The organism is Terriglobus roseus, assembly GCF_900102185.1.
Lineage (GTDB): Bacteria > Acidobacteriota > Terriglobia > Terriglobales > Acidobacteriaceae > Terriglobus > Terriglobus roseus_A.
The window spans coordinates 3,321,077-3,338,305 of sequence record NZ_LT629690.1 but is presented as its reverse complement, the minus strand read 5'-3'; the positions used below and the strand labels follow the sequence as shown (position 1 = coordinate 3,338,305).

Genomic DNA, 17,229 nt, shown 5'->3' with positions numbered 1-17,229 from the left:
ACTCTATTTGTTTTGCTTTGTTGGGGTTGGGTGGTATGGGGGCTTGACAGGAACTCGTGTCGTTACTCCGACGTTCCCCGGAACTCAGGTGGAACTGGACTCTGCTTGCAACGAAAAGCTTGGCGAGGTGTTTCGTAACAAGCGCGTTCTTGGTCTTTCGCTGGTGCAGAACTGGCTGATTGGGCCGGTGCTGATGTTCCTGCTTGCCATTGTTTTCCTGCGTGGCGAGCCGGCCTACATGCGTGGCTTGATTCTGATTGGCATTGCTCGCTGTATTGCGATGGTGCTTGTGTGGAATGAACTGGCAGAGGGTGACACAGACTATGTCGCTGGGCTTGTGGCCATTAACAGCGTCTTTCAGGTGCTGTTTTATAGCGTGTATGCGTGGATGTTCCTGACGGTTTTGCCGAAGTGGTTTGGGCTGACTGGAAGCGTTGTTTCGATTGGCATTGTCGATATTGCGAAGAGTGTTGGACTGTATCTTGGCGTGCCGTTTGTTGCGGGGTTTCTGACACGTTTTGTGCTGATTCGAGCGAAAGGTGAGGAGTGGTATCGGACTCGCTTTGTGCCGCGCATCAGTCCGCTTACGCTTGTGGCGCTGCTGTTCACCATTCTTGTGATGTTTTCGCTTAAGGGCGATTTGATTGTGCGGCTTCCGCTGGATGTGGTGAGAATTGCCGTTCCGCTGGTGATCTACTTCCTCATCATGTTCCTCGTCAGCTTCTTAATGGGCAAGCAGCTTGGAGCGGACTACGCGCAATCTGCCACGTTGTCGTTCACTGCGGCAGGCAACAACTTTGAGTTGGCTATTGCCGTTGCTGTGGCTGTCTTTGGTTTGAACTCAGGCGAGGCATTTGTCGGGGTGGTTGGGCCGCTCATCGAGGTGCCCACGCTGATTGGGTTGGTGAAGGTGGCCTTCTGGCTGAGGGGGCGGCTGTACTCTACTCCGGTTCATAAGGCGGAAGTCGGCTTGTAAGTGTTTACCTGCATAAAGAGCTGCCCTGCGCTTGGATGGCGAGGTCCAGTTAGTTTTACAGCGGTTATTGAGTTAGCGGGGCCCTTGTTTACTTCGTCGGTAAAAGTCATGGGATTTCGGGGTTTCGCGTGGTTTGTTATGGTTTGCTTAATTAGTCCATCCTTGTCGCATTCGAATCCGTTGTCCCTAGTCCTTTCGGAATGTAGTTATCCAAACTAAACATCTAAATATTTCGTTGCTCTTTGAATAAAACGTGCAATAGGATTCGATCGCTACGTTGCGAGAGGTGTCCCATGCCTTACACCACCGCTGGACTGCCTAATAGTGGCCAGACCCAATACTTTATTTTTGAATATGACGATTCGCTAAGTTCAGCTCGGGGTGTGGATCTCGCCACGGAGATGATGAAGACAAGCGATGCGGACCTATCCTTGTTGGCAGCGTGGTTCTCAGGTCGCCAGCTTGATATGTCTCCGCCCATTCATGTCTCGATTAATGCCGTGGCTCTGGACGCGATGGGGAACCCGATCGGTGATATTGGCAGCGACTGGATGGGGGGATTTTTGGTTCCCTTGCAGTTGACGATCACATTTGGCGAACTCGCCATGATGTCGGGCACTCCCATCATGTTCGCAAGATATCTGCTGATCTCATCGGTAAGTGAGATGTATATGCGTGCGTTCGGAACGTACGGATCAACGACTCCCTGGTTCGCCCTGACGAATGCAGGCAACAAGGGCGATGCCTTGTCGCGATTTCTCGGCGAACAATTCATGCTCAGGGAATATCCCGGCATCTCAGCCCTGCCCTCTTTGACTATGGGGGTATTAACCTGCACCAATTTCTGGCTGAACAGCGCCAGAAATAACTTTCTTGAAGAAAACGACGAAGATGTCAATCCGATGCATCCCGGTGTGGCCGGTGCCACGTTGTTTCTGATGTATCTGCACGACCAGCTCGGTTATTCGATCGAGGACATTGTCAACGCAGGCGCTGGCCATCTTTCCAATGTTTACGAGAATCTTTCACACGATAGTTGGACAAATGCATGGCCAAAGTTCAGCGCGCTGGTGAATGGTCATTACCCCACGACGCCCGGCACGAGCGGCGATTCCTCACCCTATTTCCCGCCTTTGGATACTGTTTTTCCGGTGCCGGATCTGGCGTTTTTTTCTGCTCCCTCTGTGGCGACGTGGCTTGCGACTTCACCGGTGCCAGTTGTTATTGCGGTGGATCATCCGGCGATCTTTCCGCTCCCGCTCGTTATCACGAGCAGTGACGCGACGATTATTCCGGGATTTGTGCTGACGATTGGCACGGGAATGACTAGCGGATCTGCGCCTCTGGTGGTTTTGCCGCAGGCGGCTAACTTCATGACAAAGAAGGTGACGTTGACGGTCAGTTATGCAGGTAGAACTCTGACTCGTGACGTTACCGTTCTGGAGCTTGGCGCAACTACATTCGGACCGCTCGACATCGAAGTGGACCCATCCGGGAGCTTGTGCTCTCCCATGCTGATCGCCAACACAGGGCAGACATTTGTTATTACAAATCTGAATGTATTTCCTGACCAGCGCGGGTTGAAGTTTGCTTGGTCAGTAACCGGAGCTACACCCGCCGCCACAAACACAGAGACCCTGACGATTGCAGCACTTCCGCCTGTGGGGACCAGCGTGACAATCAAGGTCACAGTAACCAATCCTCAGGGATTGAGTGCTGCAGGCACGTATAAATTCCAGACCGTTTCGCAGCCGACTGGCATCAAGGCAATTGAGAATGAGCTCAGGTGCAGGCTCAGTAACTTTAGGAATGGAAATTTGTCTATTCCCCCGTGGATACCGATCGAACGTGGTGGCGAAATTCAGGAACGATTGGAAGGGCTGGAGCGGCAGGTGCAGGCAGCTTCGAAATCGATCGTGGTGATCAGTAGGCTCATCAAGCAAATGCAAACGCTCAACGCAGAACATATTGATCGTGGTCCTCAGGTTAGTGGAAAGCAGTTACCTGAATGAGGTCGCTGTTGTATCGGTTTTGACGATAAGTCGGGCTTGTGGGAAGTTGAGATCAGAAACGGCAAACTGTCCTGCGCTTTGATGGCGCAGGGCAGTTTGTTTTGCAGATGCTTGTTGCGTTAGCGGAGGGCTTCGTCTACTTCGCGGTAGAAGTCTGGGGATTTTAGGATTTCGCGGGGCTTGCTGCCGTCGGCAGGGCCTACCAGTCCGTCGCGTTCCATCATGTCGATGAGGGCGGCGGCTCGGCCGTAGCCTATGCGTAGGCGGCGTTGCAGTAGCGAGGTGCTGGCCTTGCCGAATTCGAAGACGAGGCGGACTGCGTCGTCGAAGAGTTCGTCCTGGTCGTTGTTGCCTTCGCCGTCGAAGAGGCTGTTGCCCTTGTCGTCCTTGGGGCCTTCGAGGAAGCCTTCTGCGTATTCGGCTTCGCCCTGCTGCTTCCAGAATTCGACTACGTCGGAGATTTCCTTCTCAGTAACGAAGGGTGCGTGGACGCGTTGGAGACGTGATGTGCCGGGTGGCAGGAAGAGCATGTCGCCGCGGCCGAGGAGCGATTCTGCGCCGTTGCTGTCGATGATGGTGCGGCTGTCGACTTTCGTCGCCAAGCGGAAGGACATACGCGTGGGGACGTTGGCCTTGATGAGGCCGGTGATGACGTCGACGCTGGGGCGTTGCGTGGCGAGTACGAGATGGATGCCGACGGCGCGGGCCATCTGTGCGAGGCGGGTGATGGACTCTTCGACGTTGGCCTTGTCGAGCATCATGAGGTCGGCGAGCTCGTCGATGATGATCATGATGTAGGGCAGGGGCTGCTGCTCTTCGCCGTCTTCGTTGAAGAGCTGTCCGCTGTCGAAGAGTTTGTTGTACTGGTCGAGATTGCGGACGTGGCGCGATGCGAGGAGCTTGAGGCGGCGCTCCATTTCGCGGACGGCGTTGCGGAGTGCGTTGGCGGCGAGTTTGGGCTCGGTGATGATGGGCGTGAAGAGGTGCGGGATGCCCTCGTACATGCCGAGTTCGACGCGCTTGGGATCGACGAGGATCATGCGGACTTCTTCGGGTGTGGCCTTGAAGAGGACGCTCATGATCATGGCGTTGATGGCGACCGATTTACCGGAGCCGGTTGAGCCTGCGATGAGGACGTGGGGCATGGCCGCGAGATTGGCGGTGACGATGCGGCCGTTAATGTCCTTGCCCATGGCCATTTCGACCTTGGAGCGGGAGTTGGCGAAGCCTTCGGATTCGACGACGTCGCGGAGCCAGATGGTTTCGCGATCGCTGTTGGGGACCTGGATGCCGACGGTGGATTTGCCGGGCATGCGTTCGATGAGAACGGACTCGGCGGCCATGGCGAGGCAGAGGTCGTCGGCGAGGCCGGTGACGCGGGAGTATTTGACGCCGGCGTCGGGACGGAACTCGAAGGTGGTGACGACGGGGCCGGGGTTGATCTGGGTGACCTGGCCGTCGACGCCAAACTCGCCGCACTTTTCAACGAGGACACGGGCTTCTTCGCGCAGGGCTTCTTCGCGGACGGCGGCGTGCTTGTTGTCGTGGTGCAGCAGCGACGACGGCGGCAGCTTGTAGCCGTGGACGGATTTGGCGGTGAGCGTGACGGTCTTGATGGACTCGTCGGCGCGCTTGCCGAAGGAGATTTTGTCTTCCGGCGGAGCGGGCGGTGCCGGGGGGTCCATGCGCGCGGCTGTGGGGGCGGGGAACGGAACGACTTCGGCGGTGCGTGGGCGCTGCTGTTCCTGGCCGCGGCTGTTCAGCCAGGCGAAGGCCTGATCGTCCTGAGCGGTGGGTGCGGATTGGTGCCAGTCGGCGAAGTTTTCCTGTGCGGGTGCGGCTTCGAGCATGCTGCCGTTGAGCGGAGCGTCGATGCCGGTGACTTCGGCCTGGAGTGCTTCGTCGGCTTCCTGCTGCAGGTGGTGAGGCAGCGGCGCGAATTCGGGGTCGGGGGCTGCGTCGACGTTGGTGCGCGGCATCTTGGACCACATGGAGCGGGAGGCAGGCATGTCGTCGACGACTTCGGAGTCGGGGCGGATGCCCTTGCGCCATAGGCTCCACTTGGCGAAGAGGCTGGTGATGAGCGAGCCGCCGTTGGCAGCGCGTTGGGCTGCGGCAGTGGCCTTGGCGTTGATGGCATCCTGACGGGCAATTTCGCGTTCGCGGCGGGTTTCCAGCTTGTTGGCGGCTCGTGCGGCTTTCAGGTCGCCACGGTCGCCGCGCCATGCGAGATAGCGCTCGCGGACGCGTCCGAAGATGCCGAGGCGCTGGCCTGCCCAGTCCTGTGCGGTGTTGAAGGTGAAGGTGGTGGAGAGATAGAGGCTGAGAAGAACGAGCAGGCCCACGACCACGCAGGCGCCTGGGTAGTTGAGCAGGCCGACGATGAAGCCGGAGAGGACACGGCCGAGGGCGCCTTCAATAGGTAGAGCGCTGCGCCACAGGAGGTGCATGGGCAGGAGCGCGAAGGCGGTGGGGGCGGCGAGGATCCAGAGTACGAGGCCGATGGTCTTGGCGGCGGGGGAGCCTTGCGCCTGCGAGCGCATCCAGCAGATGCCCAGGCGACCGAGCATGATGGGGAAGACGAAGGCGGCGATACCGAGGATCTGCAGGAGGAGGTCGCTCAGGAGCGCACCGATGCGTCCGACCCAGTTGTGGACGGGGCGCAGCGCGGTGGTTCCGCTGAATCCGCCGACGGTATTGAGGGAGGGGTCGTCGGGGGTATAGCTGACCAGCGAAAGTACCAGCAATACGGCAGTTGCCAGCAGCAGCAGGCCGAGGACTTCGTTCAGCCGACGGCTGCGGGTGGGGGTCATCTCCAGGCGGAGCGGCTTCATAGGCAGCAAATCTCCTGTGAACCTTTCCTTGTACGCGGAGGTGCGGACACGGAGGGTATCATGCCCGATTCTCTACTGGTCGGCAGCGGAAAGGGTGCGCAATCTGGGGGAGGAACCCGCGTGGGCAACCCGCGCGGCGGCAGATGGCTCCTAAGGTTCAGAACAAGCCGGGAAATATCCGGTCTACACACTGAACCCGCTGCATGAGCCGCGGGTCCTTGACACAAAGACCATGGCAGGGCGGTGGCGGGGGTTTTCGCGATTTCCTCCCCTCGCCTCCGGCCAAGGAGAATCGCAATGCAACCGGGGGACACCGCCCACGGCCATGGCAAGGATTTTGTTTCTCTCGCAACATGCGGGGATCAACCTAAAACGAAACACAGGGCAACCAGCCCGCAAGGAAACGAACGCAATGGCAGAGCTGCTGAAGGAAACGGAATCGGTCCTGAAGGACGTCATCGAACGACTTATCGATGGGCAGGAAGGCTTCAAGGAAATTGGCGAGAACCTGCACGACGAGACTCTGAAGCGCTACTTCCTGGCTGAGAGTCTGAAGCGCGCCTCGTTCAAGGGCGAGCTGGAAGATGTGTTGATCAAGTCTGGCGTGTCGGATGCATTCAAGGAGACGGGCAGCGTGTCCGGAGCCATTCATCGCACGTGGGGTGATCTGAAGGCGAAGATGGGTGGTGGCGATCACACCCTGCTGGAGACTGCGGAACAGGGTGAGGATGCGGCGAAGAAGGCATATGCCGATGCGCTGAAGCATGACCTGCCGCTGCCGGTCCACCAGTTGCTGAGCACACAGGCTGCTCACGTGCAGACCAGCCACGACTATGTAAAGGCTGCCCGGGATTCCCGTAAGTAAACGGGACTCTCTGCGCGAAAAGTGCCTCGCTTCGGCGAGGCTTTTTCGTTTTGAGGAAATGGTATGCGTTTGCTTTATCGCATTGGGTTGGTGACGCAGGCGTTGCTATATGTGGCCGCGGGCATGAACCACTTCTGGCATACGGCGATGTATGTGGCAATCATGCCGCCGCACTATGCGCATCCTGTTGGGCTGGTTCAGATCAGTGGCGTGGCAGAGGTGTTGGGCGGTATTGGTTTGCTGGTGCCGTGGAGCCGGCGTTTTGCGGCGTGGGGCATCGTGGCGATGCTTGTCGTTTACTTTGACGTGCACATCTACATGGCGATGCATGCAGATCGTTTTGCGACGATCCCTGTTTGGTTGATTTATGCCCGGTTGCCATTGCAGTTGTTGTTGATTGCGTGGGCGGGTGTGTACGCGGTGCGTCCTTCAGAACGTCAGTTGCCTTGAAAAGCTCTGAGGAAAATCTCCGCGGAGCGTATGCCGGTGGCGCCCATGGGGCCCGCGGCGATCAGGTAAGCCAACCATGCGGTAGTGTTTTCGCTGCTTGTCCATTGTGACAATGTGTTGCTGACCATTGTGTTCGTTTGTGCAAGAACCAAGATGAAGAGACTGGCGCTGATGAAGGCTGCGCCGATCCATCGCGTAAAGTCGTGCCCCAGGTAGCAGAGCACAAGTGGTGAAAGAAAGAGCAGGGATGTGAATGCCTGTTGCCATGAAGGCATGGCTGCTGCGCGCATGGAGCGGCGAAGAAGTTTGCCGAGCAGAAAGAAGTATGGCGCGGCGATGCTGAGCGTGAGCGCAAGTAACCACCATATGCCAGATGTGTAGAGGCGGCGGACGAGCGCACGTTGTTCTGCGAAGCTGGAGGCCATCACGTCATAGACCTGACGTTGAACACCGACGTTGGTTCGTGCAAGGGCTTCCTGAAGGATGGTGTCGGGTGAGACTTTCAATTTGCCGAAGTGAAGGATGGCGAGAAAGGCTGCGCCGATGATGGCCACATGAGCGATGAGCGCGATCCACGGCAGTCGGCGGGTGCGGCATTGCTCTAACAGGATGGCGACGACGAGCGGATAGAACATGAGCGAGAAAGCTTCATGTGCACAGAGGCCGATGATGCAGAGCGGAACTGTTGCGCATGCGGCTGTGAGCGGAGGCATGCGCAACAGCATCCACAGGCTGAGCAGTAGGAGAAGGAACATGGTGACATCGGGTTGCGCGAAGAGATAGCCGATGTGTGGCAGTGCTGCGGGTGCGCTTAACAACAGCGCGGCGAGCATGGAGGTTTCACGATTGCGAAAGAGTGTGGGGCGGAAGACGACATAGCAAAGCAGGTAGGCCGCGGCGAGGAAGAGGTATTCCGCCAGCAGAAGTTGGCCACGCGTGAGGTAGGCGAAGGGAGAGAAGAGTTCGCCGACGAATCCGCGTTTGACGAAACCGTGGTTGTAGTTGAGGAAGTACAGTGCGAAGCCGTAGTTCCAGCCTACGGGGCCGTAGCTGGCGAATGCAGCGACGATGAGCGGTGTCCAGGGCAGGAGGGAGGGTCTGCGAGAGACCGGCTGCGTGGCTTCCATGGAATGTAGGATGCGATTATGGGTCTACGCTTTGCGTGGGAACCAACCCGGCGTGATGCTGTCGCGTCCACACAAGAGAAGCAGGGAGATAGATGGTTATGAACATGAAGCGTTTTGTATTTCTGGCGACACTGGCTGCGGGCGTGACCGCGGCATATCTCATGCAGAAGCGCGGTGAATCGCTGCTGACCATCGTTAAGAAGACTGTGAGCAATCCGCTGGGTGCGCTGGCTGAGGAACTCCGGCTGGCACTGTTGCCGGCGTCGCAGCGCTCGCTGCCTTCTGCCACGTAGTTTCTTCTTTTCGGAAAATGTCTTCGTGGTGCGCTTTATACTCGCGCCATGAAGACATTTGCGTTTGCCCTTTCCGCTGCACTGTTGGCGACCTCCTGTGTTGCACAGATTCCTACGGCTACGCTGCAGAGCGATGCGGCTGCGCAGATGCCTGCGCTGGAGAAGACGTACCTGATGCTGCATCAGGCTCCTGAACTGTCGCGGCAGGAGGAGAAGACGTCTGCGTTTGTGGCGTCGCAGTTGCGCTCGCTGGGCTACCAGGTGACCGATCACATTGGAAAGTATGAGGACGGGAAGCCCGCGTTTGGCGTTGTTGGCGTATTGAAGAATGGCAACGGACCGACGGTGCTGATCCGTACGGATATGGATGCTTTGCCTGTGACGGAAGAGACGGGCGTGGCGTATGCCAGCAAGGTGCGCGCGAAGAATGCGCAGGGTGAAGAAGTGGGTGTGATGCAGGCGTGTGGGCATGACATTCACATGTCTGCCTTCATTGGCATTGCAACGGAGCTGGCGAAGCACAAGGATGCCTGGCATGGCACGGTGCTGATGCTGGGGCAGCCTGCGGAAGAGGTGATTCAGGGCGCGAAGGCGATGATGGCCGATGGTCTTTACACTCGTTTTCCCCGACCGGATTATGTGCTGGGGATGCATGACTTCGGCAACATCGCCGCGGGAACAGTCGGTATTAGTTCCGGGCCGATGATGGCGAGTTCGGATTCGATCACGGTGGTGTTTCATGGTGTGGGCGCGCATGGATCGCAGCCGCAGAACTCGAAGGATCCCATCTTCATGGGTGCGGAGTTTGTGACGCTGTTGCAGGGCGTGGTGAGTCGACAGATTTCACCGCAGTCGCCGGGTGTGATCACGGTGGGCACGTTTCATGCAGGAACGAAGAACAACATCATTCCAGCAGAAGCAACGCTTGGCCTGACTGTGCGCAGCTATGACGAAGCGACGTTGAAGAAACTGCTGGACGGCATTACGAATGCAGCGAATGCTGTGGCTGTTGCGTATGGATTGCCTGCAGACAAGATGCCGACGATTACGCATCCTGAATCGACTGCGCCCACGGTGAATGACGCAGCGTTGACGGAGCGTGTGCGGAAGGTGGCGATTGCTACGCTGGGCGCCGATAAGGTGTTGCCGCAGCAGGCAGTCATGGGCAGCGAAGATGTGGGCTTCCTAACCGATGGATACAAGATTCCGATGACGTTCTTCCGTTTGGGTGCTGGTGATCCGGCGAAGGTAGCGGAGGCTCAGAAGAAGGGTGTTGCGTTGCCGGATATCCACTCGCCACTGTATGCGCCGGACTACAAGCCGGCGATTGAAACGGGTGTGGTGACGATGACGGCGGTGGCGGTTTCCTTGCTGCAGTAGGTGGCTGATGAAGACGATCGTCAAAGCGGGATTTGGTTTTGCTTTGTTTCTGTTTGCACTTGGCCAGCAGGCTCAAGCGCAGGAAGCAGGAAAGACACAGGTCTACGAAGTGGCGACGATCAAGCCGAGTGCCGCTTCAGAAATTCCAAGCACGTTTCTGTGGAGTCCGGTTCGGTTTTCTGCGCGGGGACAGACGCTGCGACAGTTGATCAAGACGGCATATGAGATTCGCATGGATGCGCAGTTGGTTGGTGCGCCTGCGTGGGCTGAAACCGAGCGGTTTGATGTGGAGGCGAAGCTGACTCCTGCGCAGGCCGAGATCTTTTCCAAGGTTCCGCTTGGCGAACGTCTGCACGAATACAAGCTGATGTTGCGAGGGTTGCTGGAGGAGCGGTTTGCGCTGAAGACAAGCCAGCAGAGCCGCGAATTGCCGGTGTATGCGCTGGTGGTAGCAAAGGGCGGGCCGAAAATCAAAGAGGTTGCGGGATTGAAGCCTGAGGGGGGACGATTGCCGCCGCCTCCACCTCCTGGCGCGATGATGCCATCCGGTATCAAGATGCCGCGCGTCTCTGTGACGCCAGGGCGCTACAGGAGTTCGGCGATTCCTATTGATTCCTTCACGAATTGGCTTGCGGGGCGGCCGGAGACTGGAAATCGAATTGTCGTGGATCGGACCGGGTTGGCCGGGACTTACGATTTCGATTTGCACTGGAATCCAGAAGCCCTATCTTCAGCGAAGGCAGAGGGCGGTGGGGAAGCGCCGGACTTGTTCAGTGCTTTGCGCGAGCAGCTTGGATTGCAATTGGTGAACGCGAAAGAAGCTGTTCCGGTGGTTGTGGTGGAACATGTGGAGCGGCCCAGCGATAACTGAAGTCGTGTTTTGAGCAAGAAAAAGAGGACGCTTGGAGCGTCCTCTTTGTTCGTACTGAATGACTCTGGGTTACACGACTACGTCGAGGCCCATGGAACGGGCGGTGCCCTTGATCATCTTGATGGCAGCTTCAACGGTTGCAGCGTTCAGGTCGGGCATCTTCTGGGTGGCGATCTCGCGAACCTGAGCTTCGGTCACGGTGCCAACCTTTGCCTTGTTCGGCGTACCCGAACCCTTTTCGATCTTGGCGGCCTTCTTCAGAAGCACCGGAGCCGGGGGGGTCTTGGTGATGAAGGAGAAGGTACGGTCTGCGTAAACGCTGATCACGACCGGGATGGTGAGGCCCGCCATCGACGGATCCTTGGTGCGGTCGTTGAACTGCTTGCAGAATTCCATGATGTTGACCTGCGCCTGACCGAGCGCGGGGCCGATCGGGGGAGCCGGGGTGGCCTTGCCAGCCATCACCTGGAGCTTGACGTATCCAGTAATTTTCTTCGGTGCCATTGTTCTTTTCCTTTTCGATTCAATCGCAAGCGCTATTGCTTACGGCTGGGTCGCGAGCAGGGTAGAAGCCACCGGTACGCGACAGGGTTCATTTGTGCAGGAGAAGCAACGGGTAGTTTCCGCTACTCGATGGTCTTCTCCACCTGCGAAAACTCGACTTCGGTCGGAGTAGGACGTCCGAAGATGCTGACCATGACCTTCAGGGTCTGCTTGTCTTCGTTTACGTCGTCCACCGCGCCGTTGAAGTTTGCGAACGGGCCTTCGGTGATGCGGACCTGCTCGCCCTTCTCGAACTTGACCTTCAGCTTGGGCTTGTCCTTCACCACGTCAGCACGGTTCAACATGCTGTTGACTTCAGCTTCGCTGAGCGGGGTGGGGGTGTCGCCGGTCTGGAGGAATCCAGTGACGCGCGGTGTGTTCTTCACCAGGTGCCAGAGGTCGTTGTCGAGGTCCATTTCGACGAAGACGTAACCGGGCAGGAAGACGCGGTCAATGGTGTACTTCTTGTTGTTGCGAATCTCGGTGACCGGCTCGGTCGGGATTTCGATGCGGCCGATCTTGTGGCTGAGGCCGAAGGCGTGCACGCGGCTCTCCAGCGACTCTTTGACCTTGCGTTCAAAGCCAGAGTAGGCGTGGATGATGTACCACTTCAGATTGCTTTCCTGCGCGGGAGCCTCAGCCTGCTCGGTGCCCTCGGCAACTTCCGCCGCCGGGGTCTCTTCGATTGTCTCTTCCACGGGTGCGAACTCTTCAGCCATCGTGTCCTTCTTCAAAAACTCAGGTGCGCGCCAGAAGCGCGATCAAACTTAGTGCTGCGTCAGCTTCGTGATCAGCGCGTTCAACGAATGGTTGATGCCGAAATCGACAATCCAGAAGTATGCAGCAAAGGCGAAGACCGTGACGATCACGACGGCGGTCGTGGTGCGGGTTTCCGCGGTCGACGGGGTTGATACCTTGCGCATTTCGCTGCGCACGTCGCCCAGGAAGTCACCAAGCTTCTTGCCGGGTTCCTTCACCTTCTGGAGTGCTGTGTTCTCTTCCACCACTGCTGCCTTGGCCATTTTGTTGCCTCAACTCTCGTAACTGCTTACTGCACTTACCTTTGCTGCTTCCGGACACGCCGCAACAAACCTTCGGCAGTGTACAGAATTTGCTGCGGGAAAACTGGCAGGGGAGCTCGGATTCGAACCGAGAAGTTCGGTTTTGGAGACCGACAGTTTAACCGTTGAGCTTACTCCCCTGCATCCAGAGCTATCGCCCTGAAGGAGCACATGCACCACTCAACAGCAGGCACGGCCAACCACATAATGATACCGCATCACGCGCCACGGGGGAAGTCCGGAGCGGTCAGGGCTGGTAGGCGGCGGGAGGTGGCCCGGATTTGCGATATGGGGCGTACCAGTTGTGCTTTGTGGACCACTTTGTCTGGTATTTCCGGTTCTGCGGGCCGGTGGGAAGGCTGTCTTCCGTGCGCATGACCCACATCATGAGTTCGGCCATGAGGGAGGCCTGTTCTTTGGCGTGAGCGGGTTGGTTGAAGAGGTTGTGCAGCTCGCAGGGGTCGTTTTTCAGGTTGTAGAGCTGGCCGTAGCCCATCATGTCGAAGACGAGCTTCCAGTCGCCCATACGCACCATCTTCTGGTTGCCGCTGAGGGTGACTTTGTTGAGTTCGTCGAAGGCTGCGCCCTTGGGGTCTTCGGCGATGTTGTAGGGCACGTTGTCTTCCTGGGTGTAATACAGACCGCCGAGGCCGACGCTGGAGTAGATGCTGCGGAATTCGTCTGCGGGATACGGCTCGCCCTGGAGCAGAGGCCACAGGCTGCGGCCTTGCACGCCGTGCGGGATGTCTGCGCCCATGACTTCGCAGAGTGTGGGCATGATGTCGGCCATGGAGGTGAAGGACTGCTGCACCTTGTCGCTGTGGCGGACGCCGTGGCCGCTGAAGATGAGTGGCGTGTGCGTGACTGTTTCGCGCAGGTCCGCGCCTTTGTGACCGAGGCCGAAGTTCATGAGCGCGTCGCCGTGGTCTGAGGTGAAGAGAAAGAGTGTGTTGTCGCGAAGGCCGCGTGTGTCGATGTGGTTGAGCAGGCGCTGGATCTGGTCGTCGATGAGGCGCAGCATGCCCATGTAGTTGGATAGATAGCGACGCCAGAGCGGTTCGGTTTGTGGGGAGGCGTCCTGTTGCATGCGGTACTCCCACTGCATGCGGAAGCTGGTGTCTTTCAGTTTGTCGGGGCCTGCGCAACGCTCGGGGATGGACTCTGGCGGGAACATGTTCCAGTACGGCGCGGGTACTTGTTCCGGGTTGTGCGGTTCGGGGACGCTGACTTGCACGAAGAATGGTTGCTGGCCTGCGTTGTCGATGAACTCGATTGCGTCAGAGACGATGCGGTAGGGAAGTTGTGCTTCGACCGGGAACGGCGTGGGTTTGTCCATGACGTTGTAGTGCGTGTCCTGGAGGTATTGGTCGAAGGCGGCGTGTTGTGCGTTGTTGGTGTGCGGGCCGCCGGTGTGGGTGTACTCGCGCCAGAAGTCGACGTGGTCTTTGCGGAGGTAGGTATGGTTCTTGCCGCAGAGTGCGGTGGTGTAACCCTGATCATGCGCGACCTGATAGATGTCTTTGTCGAAGTAGGCCTCAGAGGTCATGAGGTTGTTGCGAACGCGATGTGCGTTGCCCCATCGGCCGGTAAGCATGGAGATGCGGCTGGGCACGCAGAGCGGCATGGTGCAGTAGTTGCGTTCAAAGCCGATGCCCTGTTGCTGAAGGCGATCGAGTGTGGGGTTGGTGTCGAGCGGATAGCCGGTGGCTTTGCTGAGGCCGAAAGTGCGCTGGTCAGCGATGAAGAGGATGATGTTGGGGCGTTGTGCCTGGCTTTGCGCTTGCATCTGCATGTGGCTGCCTGCTGCCGCCATTGCGCTTAGTTTGAGGAAGTCTCTGCGCTGCACCCTGTTCTCCTAAACCAATTCAAGAGCCATCTTAGTGGGATTCGTTGGGTTGATCCTGCCAGAACAGGTATGCGGTGAGTGCGCGGACGGTTCTGCGCTCTGCTGTTGCGGCGCTGAGGCCCTCGCGGAGTGCAGCGTCAACCATGGCTCGCGAGATGGTGATGGTGTCTTGTACCGCTTCTTTCATGGGCAAGCGTAGGTGTTGGCGATGCCGCTTGAGCAATGCAGTGACGAGGGAGGTTAGGGTCTCTTTGTTTTCCGGGATGTGTTGTTGCAGGCGTTGTTCTTCGGCTTCTAAGACCACGTTGAGTGCGGCGCGGTGGATGTGTGTGGCGTAGAGTGCGCGAACGATGCGTTGCAGCGCTTGTGTCAGTCTGTCGTGTTGCGAGGCGGCGATAGCGGCTTTGACGCTTTGTAGAAGCTCGTCTTCGAAAGAACGGATGAGCGCGATGGTGAGCGCGTCTTTACCGGGGAAGTACTGGTAGAGCGAGCCGATGCTGACGCCAGCTTTTTCCGCGACGGCGTTGGTGTTGTAGCCCTCAAGCCCGCGAGATTCAAGAATGCGAGCAGCCGCTTCGAGTATGACGGCGACGGTTTCACGCGAACGCTCTTGTGACGGCTGTTTACGCGGGTTTGCAGCGGCTTTGCGTGTGGCTTTCTTCTTTGCCGGAACGCGAGTTTTCTTTGTGAGCATTTACTCACATTCTAGAAGGGAAGGAGAAATACGCAAATGACAATCGAATCCCTTGCACTTGATGCTGTATTGCCGGAGCACGAAGGTATGGCGGGAACGTTTCAGATCTTTATGCAGGTGAAGACCACGCGGCACTGGCTGGATCTGCCGAATCATGAACGGCAGGCATTTTTTCGTGATGTGGTGTGGCCGATTCTGCGTCGTCGTCCGCAGGTGACGTATCGCTACTTTGAATGCGAGGCGTTCAGCGCGCAGGCCACGGACATTCTGGTGTGGGAGACCGAGGACCTGAATGCGTGGGCGTGGATTGCAGACCATCTACGCGAGACGCTGTTCTGGGACCACTACTTTGAGGTGGTGCAGATTTTGCCAGCGATGGAGGCGAACTATCCGTTGACAATGGCGGAGGTGTAGGAGTCACGTCAGGACTAAAGGCTTGCTCTGCTGAAAGAAGAAGGACTCCGTTCGTTGGATTGCGCTTTACGCGATGTGCCCACATCTCTATATGGCCGAGATGTGGGCGCTCGTTCTTTATTGATTGGCTGCGACGGGAAGCAGGACGAGTGGGGTTTCGATGCGCAGGGTGATGTTGCTGGAGTTGGAGACGAGAGTGGATCGCGTGGCGGGGCTGGGCTGGAGGGTGATTCCGGGAATCGACGATCCTACAGTAGCTGTTCCGCCGACGTGATCGCTGGGCATGGTTTCGTTGGGGTGATTGGGGGAATTGATCTGACCGACCGTGGTGCGCGTGACGCGGGTGCCATCTGTGCCACCCGTGGTGGGGCCTGTGCTGCGTGTCCCGCTGGGATCAACTGGGGTTCCAGTGGAGCGGGGACCGGGGAATGGAGATTCGCTTTCAGCACTCATGCTGGAGAGATCCTGCATGCCTGCAACTGGCGGTGGGGCAGCGAGACCTGCGATGCCCATGTGGATTGGTACGGTCTGGCCACTGGCGAGCTGTGCCTGATCAAAGAGGATGGCGAGTCGCGAGTCCGCGGAGCCTTTCACCAACTTCGAGACTTCTGTCACGTGCCCGAGGAGAGTTGAGCCGGGAGGTACACGTTGGCCACCGGTTGCAACGAAGCCGGAGTAGCTGCGGATTTTGATGGTGTCGCCAACCCTGGCTTTGCGCGCGTCAACGTTGGTCATCAAAACTGCGTTAAGAGGTGCTGTTGCCTGTGCTGTCGCGAGCAATGGAGCAAATGCCATGACGAGTAATGCAATGGACCGTTTCATCCCAATCCCTCTTTCGTGCGCTTTGCCGCACGGCCAACATCTTATGCGAGATTGTTGGATTGAAGTTTTGAAGGGATAGAGGGCCTTCGGCCATTTCATGACAGGCGCTACGAGCGCCGGGCTACGTTTATTGCTGTTGGTCTGCGATTGGCAGGAGAGCCAGCGGCATGCCGTTCCTTAATGCGACGTTGGTTGAGTTCGATACGAGTATCGAGTGGGTCGTGGGGTTTGGTTGAAGCGAGATGCCGGGAACGGTGGACCCAACGCTTGCGATGGCAGGCCCCTGGTTTCCAGAAGTTGTTTGTGGAGAGCCTTTCGCAATGTCACTGTAGGCGATCTGGCCGCGAGGTTGGCGCGTGTTATGGTTTGTCCCTGTGCCACGAGGGATGGCTTGGGTGTTGGCCTGGGCGCTTGGATCTACGTTGCCTATTGTGGGAGTCGTGGGAAATCGTGAATCCGCGGTCGGGGTCGGGTCATTTGCTGCATCCATAAGGCTGGGAGTGGGAGGAGCTGCTGCCAGTCCTGCGATACCCAGATGCACAGCCACTGTCTGACCGCTGGCGAGTTGAGCCTGGTCAAACACGACGGCTAGGCGCGAGTCGGTGGAACCCTTGACCAGCTTCGATACTTCCGTGACGTGGCCGGAGACGACTGATCCAGGAGGCACGCGAGTGCTGTTAGGCGCGACGAAGCCGGAGTAGACGCGAGCCTTGATCGCATCTCCCACCTTGGCACGGCGGGCGTCCACGTCATTCATTAATACCGCGCTCAATGGCTGGACCATCGGCTGCGGGGTGGATCTGATGGGGGAGGGTTGATTTACTTGTCCTGAGGAACACACCGGCACGAGCATCGCAATCAGCATTGTTAACGAACGCATCATTTTGAACCCCCGGCACAGACATTCGGAATCTGCTTCTGGTTCCGCGGCGATCAACATAGCACCACCGCGACGGTGGAATTGTCACCGAAAAGTAAAAGGGATGCGCTGTGAGGCGCATCCCTTTGTTTGGCTTGATTGTTTTTCACGTCGCGAGAGCG

General features: G+C 57.9%; 16 protein-coding genes, 1 tRNA gene and 1 pseudogene. 8 read left to right on the top strand and 10 right to left on the bottom strand.

Annotated elements, in window-relative coordinates; all coding sequences use genetic code 11:
- Window positions 1–118: 118 nt before the first annotated feature.
- A pseudogene (gene arsB, locus BLT38_RS13990) lies at window positions 119–976 on the top strand (ACR3 family arsenite efflux transporter); the annotation flags it as partial.
- Between the two features lie 293 nt (window positions 977–1,269).
- Window positions 1,270–2,988: a hypothetical protein gene (locus BLT38_RS13985; RefSeq protein ID WP_156785138.1), complete on the top strand. Its 1,719-nt coding sequence runs from the start codon at window positions 1,270–1,272 to the stop codon at window positions 2,986–2,988.
- A gap of 119 nt (window positions 2,989–3,107) precedes the next feature.
- Here the strand turns inward: BLT38_RS13985 and BLT38_RS13980 are convergent, their stop codons facing one another.
- Window positions 3,108–5,822 (bottom strand): DNA translocase FtsK, encoded by a 2,715-nt coding sequence (locus BLT38_RS13980; protein WP_083345733.1) that lies wholly within the window; start codon window positions 5,820–5,822, stop codon window positions 3,108–3,110.
- A 412-nt stretch (window positions 5,823–6,234) separates the two neighbouring features.
- Here BLT38_RS13980 and BLT38_RS13975 point away from each other — a divergent pair, with 412 nt between their 5' ends.
- Window positions 6,235–6,687, top strand: coding sequence for a PA2169 family four-helix-bundle protein (locus BLT38_RS13975; RefSeq protein WP_083347098.1), 453 nt, complete (start codon window positions 6,235–6,237; stop codon window positions 6,685–6,687).
- A gap of 63 nt (window positions 6,688–6,750) precedes the next feature.
- On the top strand, window positions 6,751–7,137 hold the full coding sequence (locus BLT38_RS13970; protein WP_083345732.1) for a DoxX family protein: 387 nt from the start codon (window positions 6,751–6,753) through the stop codon (window positions 7,135–7,137).
- On the opposite strand, the gene BLT38_RS13965 is transcribed toward BLT38_RS13970, so the two are convergent.
- The gene (locus BLT38_RS13965; RefSeq protein ID WP_083345731.1) at window positions 7,125–8,264 is read right to left on the bottom strand and encodes a hypothetical protein; all 1,140 of its coding nucleotides are present in this window, start codon (window positions 8,262–8,264) and stop codon (window positions 7,125–7,127) included. The two genes, BLT38_RS13970 and BLT38_RS13965, sit on opposite strands and share 13 nt — an antisense overlap.
- Before the next feature lie 98 nt (window positions 8,265–8,362).
- Between BLT38_RS13965 and BLT38_RS13960 the strand changes: the two genes are divergently transcribed.
- The 3 genes from BLT38_RS13960 to BLT38_RS13950 are packed head-to-tail and all read left to right on the top strand — an operon-like array spanning window position 8,363 to window position 10,808.
- Window positions 8,363–8,557, top strand: a complete 195-nt coding sequence (locus BLT38_RS13960; protein WP_083345730.1) for a hypothetical protein — start codon at window positions 8,363–8,365, stop codon at window positions 8,555–8,557.
- Between the two features lie 48 nt (window positions 8,558–8,605).
- Window positions 8,606–9,937, top strand: coding sequence for an amidohydrolase (locus BLT38_RS13955; RefSeq protein ID WP_083345729.1), 1,332 nt, complete (start codon window positions 8,606–8,608; stop codon window positions 9,935–9,937).
- A 7-nt stretch (window positions 9,938–9,944) separates the two neighbouring features.
- The gene (locus tag BLT38_RS13950; RefSeq protein ID WP_083345728.1) at window positions 9,945–10,808 is read left to right on the top strand and encodes a TIGR03435 family protein; all 864 of its coding nucleotides are present in this window, start codon (window positions 9,945–9,947) and stop codon (window positions 10,806–10,808) included.
- A 69-nt stretch (window positions 10,809–10,877) separates the two neighbouring features.
- Here the strand turns inward: BLT38_RS13950 and rplK are convergent, their stop codons facing one another.
- From rplK to BLT38_RS13920, 6 genes are all read right to left on the bottom strand, one after another.
- Window positions 10,878–11,312 (bottom strand): 50S ribosomal protein L11, encoded by a 435-nt coding sequence (gene rplK / locus BLT38_RS13945; protein ID WP_083345727.1) that lies wholly within the window; start codon window positions 11,310–11,312, stop codon window positions 10,878–10,880.
- A 122-nt stretch (window positions 11,313–11,434) separates the two neighbouring features.
- Window positions 11,435–12,070, bottom strand: a complete 636-nt coding sequence (nusG, locus tag BLT38_RS13940) for a transcription termination/antitermination protein NusG (protein ID WP_083345726.1) — start codon at window positions 12,068–12,070, stop codon at window positions 11,435–11,437.
- A gap of 48 nt (window positions 12,071–12,118) precedes the next feature.
- Complete coding sequence (gene secE, locus BLT38_RS13935; protein ID WP_083345725.1) at window positions 12,119–12,373, bottom strand: preprotein translocase subunit SecE; 255 nt, start codon at window positions 12,371–12,373, stop codon at window positions 12,119–12,121.
- Window positions 12,374–12,477: 104 nt separating this feature from the next.
- Window positions 12,478–12,553: transfer RNA gene (locus tag BLT38_RS13930), tRNA-Trp, on the bottom strand.
- Between the two features lie 106 nt (window positions 12,554–12,659).
- Window positions 12,660–14,258 carry a sulfatase gene (locus BLT38_RS13925; RefSeq protein ID WP_156785137.1) on the bottom strand — a complete coding sequence of 533 codons (1,599 nt, stop codon included), beginning with the start codon at window positions 14,256–14,258 and terminating at the stop codon, window positions 12,660–12,662.
- 31 nt (window positions 14,259–14,289) lie between these two features.
- On the bottom strand, window positions 14,290–14,952 hold the full coding sequence (locus BLT38_RS13920) for a TetR/AcrR family transcriptional regulator (protein ID WP_083345723.1): 663 nt from the start codon (window positions 14,950–14,952) through the stop codon (window positions 14,290–14,292).
- Window positions 14,953–14,988: 36 nt separating this feature from the next.
- On the opposite strand from BLT38_RS13920, the gene BLT38_RS13915 reads away from it, so the two are divergent.
- A complete protein-coding gene (locus tag BLT38_RS13915) occupies window positions 14,989–15,366 on the top strand; it encodes a darcynin family protein (RefSeq protein ID WP_083345722.1) in 378 nt (125 codons plus the stop codon).
- A gap of 117 nt (window positions 15,367–15,483) precedes the next feature.
- Here the strand turns inward: BLT38_RS13915 and BLT38_RS13910 are convergent, their stop codons facing one another.
- Both BLT38_RS13910 and BLT38_RS13905 read right to left on the bottom strand, forming a co-directional pair.
- A complete protein-coding gene (locus tag BLT38_RS13910; RefSeq protein ID WP_083345721.1) occupies window positions 15,484–16,188 on the bottom strand; it encodes a hypothetical protein in 705 nt (234 codons plus the stop codon).
- A gap of 127 nt (window positions 16,189–16,315) precedes the next feature.
- On the bottom strand, window positions 16,316–17,071 hold the full coding sequence (locus tag BLT38_RS13905) for a hypothetical protein (RefSeq protein WP_156785136.1): 756 nt from the start codon (window positions 17,069–17,071) through the stop codon (window positions 16,316–16,318).
- Window positions 17,072–17,229 lie beyond the last annotated feature (158 nt).

Excerpts from the sequence above, each read along its gene's own strand:
- secE (WP_083345725.1), bottom strand. The coding sequence starts at position 12,373 with ATGGCCAAGGCAGCAGTGGTGGAAGAGAACACAGCACTCCAGAAGGTG.
- BLT38_RS13910 (WP_083345721.1), bottom strand. The coding sequence starts at position 16,188 with ATGAAACGGTCCATTGCATTACTCGTCATGGCATTTGCTCCATTGCTC.
- BLT38_RS13915 (WP_083345722.1), top strand. The coding sequence starts at position 14,989 with ATGACAATCGAATCCCTTGCACTTGATGCTGTATTGCCGGAGCACGAA.
- BLT38_RS13965 (WP_083345731.1), bottom strand. The coding sequence starts at position 8,264 with ATGGAAGCCACGCAGCCGGTCTCTCGCAGACCCTCCCTCCTGCCCTGG.
- BLT38_RS13905 (WP_156785136.1), bottom strand. The coding sequence starts at position 17,071 with ATGATGCGTTCGTTAACAATGCTGATTGCGATGCTCGTGCCGGTGTGT.
- BLT38_RS13960 (WP_083345730.1), top strand. The coding sequence starts at position 8,363 with ATGAACATGAAGCGTTTTGTATTTCTGGCGACACTGGCTGCGGGCGTG.
- BLT38_RS13920 (WP_083345723.1), bottom strand. The coding sequence starts at position 14,952 with ATGCTCACAAAGAAAACTCGCGTTCCGGCAAAGAAGAAAGCCACACGC.
- BLT38_RS13970 (WP_083345732.1), top strand. The coding sequence starts at position 6,751 with ATGCGTTTGCTTTATCGCATTGGGTTGGTGACGCAGGCGTTGCTATAT.
- BLT38_RS13950 (WP_083345728.1), top strand. The coding sequence starts at position 9,945 with ATGAAGACGATCGTCAAAGCGGGATTTGGTTTTGCTTTGTTTCTGTTT.
- rplK (WP_083345727.1), bottom strand. The coding sequence starts at position 11,312 with ATGGCACCGAAGAAAATTACTGGATACGTCAAGCTCCAGGTGATGGCT.
- BLT38_RS13985 (WP_156785138.1), top strand. The coding sequence starts at position 1,270 with ATGCCTTACACCACCGCTGGACTGCCTAATAGTGGCCAGACCCAATAC.
- BLT38_RS13975 (WP_083347098.1), top strand. The coding sequence starts at position 6,235 with ATGGCAGAGCTGCTGAAGGAAACGGAATCGGTCCTGAAGGACGTCATC.
- nusG (WP_083345726.1), bottom strand. The coding sequence starts at position 12,070 with ATGGCTGAAGAGTTCGCACCCGTGGAAGAGACAATCGAAGAGACCCCG.
- BLT38_RS13955 (WP_083345729.1), top strand. The coding sequence starts at position 8,606 with ATGAAGACATTTGCGTTTGCCCTTTCCGCTGCACTGTTGGCGACCTCC.
- BLT38_RS13980 (WP_083345733.1), bottom strand. The coding sequence starts at position 5,822 with ATGAAGCCGCTCCGCCTGGAGATGACCCCCACCCGCAGCCGTCGGCTG.